Consider the following 6,826-nt stretch of genomic DNA (forward strand, 5'->3'; position numbering starts at 1 on the left):
CGTCATGGCCGATGCCGATCGCGATCAGTTCGACGGGAGACTTGTTCTCGATCCAGCCGATCATCTGGCGCAAGTGCCGCTCGAGATAGGAGCCGTTATTGACCGACAGGGTCGAATCGTCGACCGGCGCACCGTCTGAGATGACCATCAGGATCTTGCGCTCCTCGCGCCGTCCGATGATCCGGTTGTGCGCCCATTGCAGCGCCTCGCCGTCGATATTCTCCTTGAGCAGCCCCTCGCGCATCATCAGGCCGAGCGACTTGCGCGCCCGGCGCCATGGCTCGTCCGCCTTCTTGTAGACGATGTGCCGCAGGTCGTTGAGCCGTCCCGGCGCGGGCGGACGCCCCGCCGCCAGCCAGGACTCGCGCGACTGCCCACCCTTCCAGGCACGCGTCGTGAAGCCGAGGATCTCGGTCTTGACCGCGCAACGCTCGAGCGTGCGCGCGAGAATGTCGGCGCAGATCGCAGCGATCGAGATCGGCCGCCCGCGCATCGAGCCGGAATTGTCGATCAGCAGCGTCACGATCGTGTCGCGGAAATCGGTATCGCGCTCGATCTTGTAGCTCAACGAATGGGTCGGATTGACGACGACGCGGGCAAGACGCGCCGCATCGAGCAGCCCCTCTTCCTGGTCAAAGTCCCAGCTGCGGTTCTGCTGCGCCATGAGGCGACGCTGGAGCCGGTTGGCGAGCTTGGTCACTGCGCCCTGCAGATGAACCAGCTGCTGGTCGAGATAGGCCCGCAGGCGGGTCAGTTCCTCCTCGTCGCAGAGTTCGGTGGCGGCGATCTCCTCGTCAAAGCGGGTCGTATAGGCGTGATAGTCGAAGCTCGGCGGCAGATCGGACAGCGGTCGGTTCGGCCGAACGGGCATCATCCCTTCCTCGCCGTCGTCGCCGACCTCGCCTTCCATGTCGGTCGGCGCGTCGTCGTCCATCTGACGCTGTTCGCCCTCCTCGTCGCCGCCCTGCGACTGTTCGCTGCGGGTTTCGACCTGCGAATCGCTCGACCCGCCCGAATCGTCCCCCTCTTCCTGCTGTTCTTCGCCCTCGCTCTGTTCGTCCTGGCTGTCGTCCTCGCCCTGATCGGGATCGGTCTCGGGGACATCGCTGGCGTCGATCAGCTCGAGATCCTCGAGCAGGCGGCTGACGAGCTTGGCGAAGGCCGCCTGGTCGTCGAAGGCGAGTTCGAGCGCGTCGAGATCCTTGCCCGCCTTGCTCTCGATCCATTCGCGTACCAACCCCAGACCGGGCTGGGCCATGGCCGGCGCGGGCTGCCCGGTCAGCCGCTCGCGCACCATCAGCCCGATCGCGGTCGAAAGGGGCACCTCGTCGCGTGTCCGCGCACGCACCAGCGGGTCCGAGCGCAGACGGACGTCGAGCGCGTGGTTCAGATTGTCGCGCACGCCTGCCATGGCCCGCGAGCCGATCGCCTCGATCCGCGCCTGCTCGACTGCATCGTGGATCGCGCGCGCGACCGGTTCTGCCGGAGCGATCCGCTCGTGCAGGGCCTCGTCGTGGTGGCGCATCTTGAGCGCGAAGCCGTCGGCGAAGCCCCGCGCCTCCGCCACCGCCTGAGCGGGCAGGTTGCGCGACGGCATCGGCACGCGGATCTGCTTGTAGCTGGCGGACGGGGTTTCGGCGGTGAAGTTGAGCTCGATCTCCGGCTCATGCGCCATCGCACGCGCGGTCCCGCCGAGGACCTGACGAAAGCTCTCGATGGGCGATTGTTCGGCCATCAGTCCAGCACCCTTTCCCGGATCACGCGCTGCGCCCGATCGTCGACGCCGATCGCGGCCAGATAGGCGTCGAGGCCGCCATGGTCGCGATCGAGGCTATCATACATGGCATCGAGATAATCGGCATCCGCCGCCAGCAGCGGACGCAACACTTCCGGATCGACCGCGTCATATTGGTCATAGCCCCCGCGCGAGTCATCGAACAGGCGGCCGAAATCGGCAAAGCGATTGGTCAGCAGATAATCGTCGAACACCGTCTCGCGCGGCACGCCCAGCATCGACAGGATCAGCGCCGCTGCGACCCCGGTGCGGTCCTTGCCGGCCGAGCAGTTGAACAGCAGCGGCACCTGCCCCTCCGCCAGCCGCGCGAACAGGAAGCGGTAGGAGGGCGCGTGGTCGACCAGCAGCTCGGTATAAAGATGCAGCATCTTGGCCCGCACCGCCGCCGCATCGGGCAGAGTGCCGCGCAGAAGTTCGCCGAGCACGCCGCTGCTCTCGGCATAGTCGCGCGACCAGTAGAAAACGCCTGCCCGCTCGCACCAGCTCGATGGGTGGCGTTTGCGTTCGCCTCCGCGCCGCAGATCGCAGACCGTCGCGATGCCGAGCGACGCCAGATGGCGTTCATCGGCCTCGGTCAGATAGGACATCACGCCCGATCGGTAGAGCAGCCCACGCCGGACGGTGCGGCCGTCGGTGGTCGCATAGCCGCCCATGTCGCGCAGGTTGAACCCGCCTTCGAGCGGCAGCAGCGGCGAAAGGTCGAGCGTGGCCGTCATGCCTTGCCGACGACGCTCTCCGGCAGATCCTTACCGAACACCCGCTGATAATATTCGGCGACCAGCGGCCGTTCGCTCTCGTCGCACTTGTTGAGGAACGACAGGCGGAAGGCAAAGCCCACATCGTTGAAGATCAGGGTGTTCTGCGCCCAGCTGATCACTGTGCGCGGGCTCATGACGGTCGAGATATCGCCGGCGATGAAGCCCTGGCGGGTCATGTCGGCGACCTTGACCATATCCTCGACGGTCTTCTTGCCATCGGGCTTGTCATATTCGCCCGACTTGGCGAGCACGATCTGCGCCTCGATCGCCGCCGGCAGATAATTGAGCGTCACGACGATGTTCCAACGGTCCATCTGACCCTGGTTGATCTGCTGCGTGCCATGATAGAGGCCGGTGGTGTCGCCGAGGCCTACGGTGTTCGCAGTCGCGAACAGGCGGAACCAGGGGTTTGGCCGGATCACGCGATTCTGATCGAGCAGGGTCAGCTTGCCCTCGGTTTCCAGCACGCGCTGGATCACGAACATCACGTCGGGACGACCCGCATCATATTCGTCGAAGACGAGCGCGGTCGGCGTCTGCAGCGCCCAGGGCAACAGGCCCTCGCGGAATTCGGTCACCTGATGGCCGTCGCGCAGCACGATCGCGTCGCGGCCGACAAGGTCGATGCGGCTGATATGCGCGTCGAGATTGATACGGATGCACGGCCATTTCAGCCGGGCAGCGACCTGCTCGATATGGCTCGACTTGCCAGTGCCGTGATAGCCCTGAACCATCACGCGGCGGTTATGCGCGAAGCCCGCCAGGATCGCCAGCGTAGTGTCCGGGTCGAACACATAGGCCGGATCGACATCAGGCACGCGCTCGTCGGCCTCCGAGAAGGCGGGCACTTCCATATCGGTGTCGATGCCGAACATCTCGCGCACCTTCACCATCCGGTCGGGCGCTTCCAGCACCGTCGCGGTGCGGCTGTCGGGCTGGACGTTGGGCAGATCGGTCATAGCTGTGCCTTTGGGATCGTCTTTGCTGCTTAAGCGAAGGCCGGGCGGCCTTTGAGTTGCGTATAAGCCGAAATCACATCCTGCAAAGCCTTCTCATGACTCCGGTCCCCGCCATTTCTGTCAGGGTGATAGCGCCTGACGAGTTCGGCGTAACGTGTCCGAAGAGCCCTTCGATCCGCGTCCTTGCCGAGACCCAGCACCTTCAACGCCTTGCGGTCGGAGTCGGTCAGCGGCCTGCCGTCCTTCCGCTCCTTGTCCGCCGCGCGGGCGAATCGGGCACCGATCGCGTCGAGCGGATCGACGAAGTCCGCCCAGCGCGGCGAAGAGCCCGCCCCGGGCGAAAAGGCCCGGGTTTCGCGGTCCCAGCCGCCATAGGGGGTCTGCTCCGCCTCGATCTCCTCGGTGCTCATGCCGGTGAAGAAATTATAGCCGCTGTTGAAGGCGCGGACATGGTCCAGGCAGAGAAAATGCCAGTCCCCCGGCCCGTCGAAGCCTGGCCGCCGCCCACCCGGCACCGGCGCGCGAAATTCGCCGGGAGCCTCGCATCCCGGCTGGGCGCAGATCTGCCGGCTCCCTTCGACCCGTCCATGAAACCGCGCGCGCGCATTGCGGGCGGAAGATTGTTCGCTCAAGTATCGCCTCGTTCGATCCAAACCCCCTATATAGGCAATATGAGTCAGACTCCCATGGGCCCCGTGGCCGCAGAAATAACCGCCCGCCTCACCGAGGCGCTTTCCCCCACCCGGCTGGCCGTGATCGACGACAGCGAGAATCATCGCGGCCATGCAGGACATGACGGTTCCGGCGAGAGCCATTTCACCGTCGAGATTGAAAGTTCGCATTTCGCCGGCCAGAATCGCGTCGCCCGCCAGCGCGCCGTCAATGCGGCGCTGGCGGACCTGCTCCGCGACAAGGTCCACGCGCTTGCGATCAAGGCCCGCGCGCCGGGGGAATAGATTCCGTACAGACCTGATTTCGCCTCAGGAACTTTCCGCGCCCTTGCTCCGTTTCCCCAGCACCTCGAAAGCGGAGACATATCATGCTGAAATGGGCGCTAATCTTCCTCGTCGTCGGGCTGGTGCTCGGCGCCATGGGCTTCGGCGGCGTCGGTGGCGCCTTCGTCGGCCTCGCCAAGATCCTGTTCTTCGTCGCGATCGCGCTGTTCGTCATCTTCGCGCTTCTGGCGCTCTTCGCCGGCAAGAAGATCAGCGACAGTCTTTAAGCTAGGAGGCGGGCCGCGTCTTCCGCCCGCTGGGCGAAGGACGCGGCTTGCGCTATTACAAGCCGATGAAGATCGTCATGCTTGCGGCCATCGCCGCGTTGAGCCTTTCTCCGGTCGCCGCACAGGCGGCCCCTAACGGCTTCAGCGACCAGTTGAAGAAGCTCTCTCCGCTGCAGCAACGCGCGACATTGCGCCGTGCGGTGCTGGACGAAGGCCAATATTGCCGGAAGATCGGCCCGGTTGCCTATCAGGGCCCGTTCAAAAATCTCGAAATGTGGACGGTCCAGTGTGACCGCGGCGCCAACTACGCCACCTTCATCGGGCTCGACGGATCGGTCCAGGTCCGACCCTGCGCCGACCTGGCGAAACTCAAGCTGCCTGTCTGTCGCCTGCCGAAATAGAACGCGGTCCTCCCGTCAGGCGCCCATAGCCAGCAGCATGACGACGAAGATCAACGCCGCCGTGTAGGCCGATAAAATAAGCGCCACCATCCGCCAGAAGGCGCCGAAGCCGCTCAGGCCATAGGCGCCCTTCAGCTGCCGGTACATGTGCCAGGGCGGAAAGAACACCATCAGGAAGAAGGTCAGCGACAGGCTGATCCCAATGCCGGCGAGCACGCTCGCGCCGATGACCATCAGAGTCATCGCCGAGAGCGAATAGGTCGCGAAGACCGCGTGATCGTAAAGCCCGACATCGCGACGAAAAGCGAAGAGCAACCATATGAAGGGCAGCGATATCGGGATCAGCGCCCATGAGAATTTGTAGGCGGTCGACTGCATCTTGTAGGCGGTGAGCTCGGGATTGCGGGTCAGATGCCTGAATGCCAGGTCGATCGCCGGAACGCCGGTGTCGATGTTGAGCTTGAGCCCCTCGACATCGTCGGCCTTGGGTGGGCGGATCTGCCCCGTGGTCACCAGCCGCAGCGCCGCCTGTTCAGAACGAAGGTCGCCAAGCTGCTCGTTGAGGTCGGGCGTCTTTTCGCCACGAGCGTTGCGCGCCTGCTTTTCGGCCGCCAGCGTCGCGATCCGCTTTTCGACGCCGGCGAGCTCTTTCGCCGCCTCGGTGCGCGCCTCCGCGAGCTTCACCGGATCGCCCTGAAGCCGCATCGGACCGAAGGGCCCGCCGACGAGCCCGAACACCGCTACCATCAGAAAGACCGAAAAGAGAAACAACGCCATCGGCGAAACGAATGTGATCCGCTCTCCCCGGATGTAGCGACGTGTCAGTTCGCCCGGCCGCCAGAAGAGCAGCGGCAGCGTGTGCCAGGTGCGCCCCTCGAAATGGAATACGCCATGGGCAATGTCATGGAACAGCGCGCTGGCGGTACGGTGTACATGAGCCGACTGGCCACATCGATGGCAATGCGGCCCGATCAGGGCCGTGCCACAGTTCAGGCAGTCGCCGCGATGATCGTCGCGGGCACCATGCTCAGCTTTGCCTGCGCCATCGATCGTGCGCGCGACGACTGTCCCCGTGGCCATATCGGCCATTGCCTCGAATTCCCCCGACATGGGTGAAAGTTAGCATTGCATCGGACCAAGTGCGAGTGACTTTGGGCGGGCCGCGGCTTTGTGCTACGGCGCCGCCATGACCGAATTGTCCGCCCTTTCCGCCACCGATCCCGTCGCGCTCATCACCTCGATGGGGCATGATGCGCGCCAGGCCGCTATCGCCCTGGCGACCGCGCCGACACGGCAGAAGGCGCACGCACTGATCGAAGCGGCCGCCGCCATGCGCCGATCGGCCACCGACATATTGGCGGCCAATGCAGGTGATGTGGAGCGCGCCCGCGGCAATGGGCTGACGGCTGCGATGATCGACCGGTTGTCGCTCGACGAAGCCCGGCTCGAAGGAATCGCCGCCGCGCTCGAAGCCGTCGCCGCACTGCCCGATCCCGTCGGCCAGATGATCGACGAGAGCCGCCGCCCCAACGGCATGCTGCTCCAGCGGGTGCGCGTGCCATTGGGCGTGATCGGTATCATCTATGAAAGCCGGCCGAACGTCACCGCGGATGCGGGCGCGCTCAGCCTGATGTCGGGCAATGCCTGCATCCTGCGCGGCGGATCGGAGGCGACCGCCACCAACCATGCGC

At 65.0% G+C, this 6,826-nt stretch carries 8 protein-coding genes and 1 pseudogene; 4 read left to right on the forward strand and 5 right to left on the reverse strand.

All coding sequences use genetic code 11. The features are described from left to right. The 4 genes from cobT to KAY22_RS22325 all read right to left on the reverse strand — a co-directional run. Positions 1–1,735 (reverse strand): cobaltochelatase subunit CobT (gene cobT, locus KAY22_RS22310; protein ID WP_296625378.1); only part of this gene is annotated, 1,735 nt, incomplete at its 3' end. Next, on the reverse strand, positions 1,735–2,511 hold the full coding sequence (locus KAY22_RS22315) for a tyrosine-protein phosphatase (RefSeq protein ID WP_296625379.1): 777 nt from the start codon (positions 2,509–2,511) through the stop codon (positions 1,735–1,737). The genes KAY22_RS22315 and cobT, both read right to left, overlap by 1 nt. Then, positions 2,508–3,512 carry a cobaltochelatase subunit CobS gene (cobS, locus tag KAY22_RS22320; protein ID WP_296625380.1) on the reverse strand — a complete coding sequence of 335 codons (1,005 nt, stop codon included), beginning with the start codon at positions 3,510–3,512 and terminating at the stop codon, positions 2,508–2,510. The genes KAY22_RS22315 and cobS overlap by 4 nt, the downstream gene beginning before the upstream one ends. Before the next feature lie 29 nt (positions 3,513–3,541). Next, a complete protein-coding gene (locus KAY22_RS22325) occupies positions 3,542–4,144 on the reverse strand; it encodes a J domain-containing protein (protein ID WP_296625381.1) in 603 nt (200 codons plus the stop codon). Positions 4,145–4,183: 39 nt separating this feature from the next. Between KAY22_RS22325 and KAY22_RS22330 the strand changes: the two genes are divergently transcribed. The 3 genes from KAY22_RS22330 (at position 4,184) to KAY22_RS22340 (ending at position 5,135) form a co-directional block, all read left to right on the forward strand. Continuing rightward, complete coding sequence (locus KAY22_RS22330; protein ID WP_296625382.1) at positions 4,184–4,468, forward strand: BolA family protein; 285 nt, start codon at positions 4,184–4,186, stop codon at positions 4,466–4,468. Positions 4,469–4,551: 83 nt separating this feature from the next. After that, positions 4,552–4,734, forward strand: a complete 183-nt coding sequence (locus KAY22_RS22335) for a DUF1328 family protein (RefSeq protein ID WP_165323929.1) — start codon at positions 4,552–4,554, stop codon at positions 4,732–4,734. A gap of 47 nt (positions 4,735–4,781) precedes the next feature. Beyond that, positions 4,782–5,135: a hypothetical protein gene (locus KAY22_RS22340; protein ID WP_296625383.1), complete on the forward strand. Its 354-nt coding sequence runs from the start codon at positions 4,782–4,784 to the stop codon at positions 5,133–5,135. Positions 5,136–5,150: 15 nt separating this feature from the next. Here KAY22_RS22340 and KAY22_RS22345 read toward each other — a convergent pair whose 3' ends face one another. Continuing rightward, positions 5,151–6,224: a DUF3667 domain-containing protein gene (locus KAY22_RS22345; protein ID WP_296625384.1), complete on the reverse strand. Its 1,074-nt coding sequence runs from the start codon at positions 6,222–6,224 to the stop codon at positions 5,151–5,153. A 97-nt stretch (positions 6,225–6,321) separates the two neighbouring features. Between KAY22_RS22345 and proA the strand changes: the two are divergent. Then, positions 6,322–6,826, forward strand: a pseudogene (gene proA, locus KAY22_RS22350) (gamma-glutamyl-phosphate reductase); the annotation flags it as partial.

The sequence above is a fragment of the Rhizorhabdus sp. genome (assembly GCF_018006725.1).
Lineage (GTDB): Bacteria > Pseudomonadota > Alphaproteobacteria > Sphingomonadales > Sphingomonadaceae > Rhizorhabdus.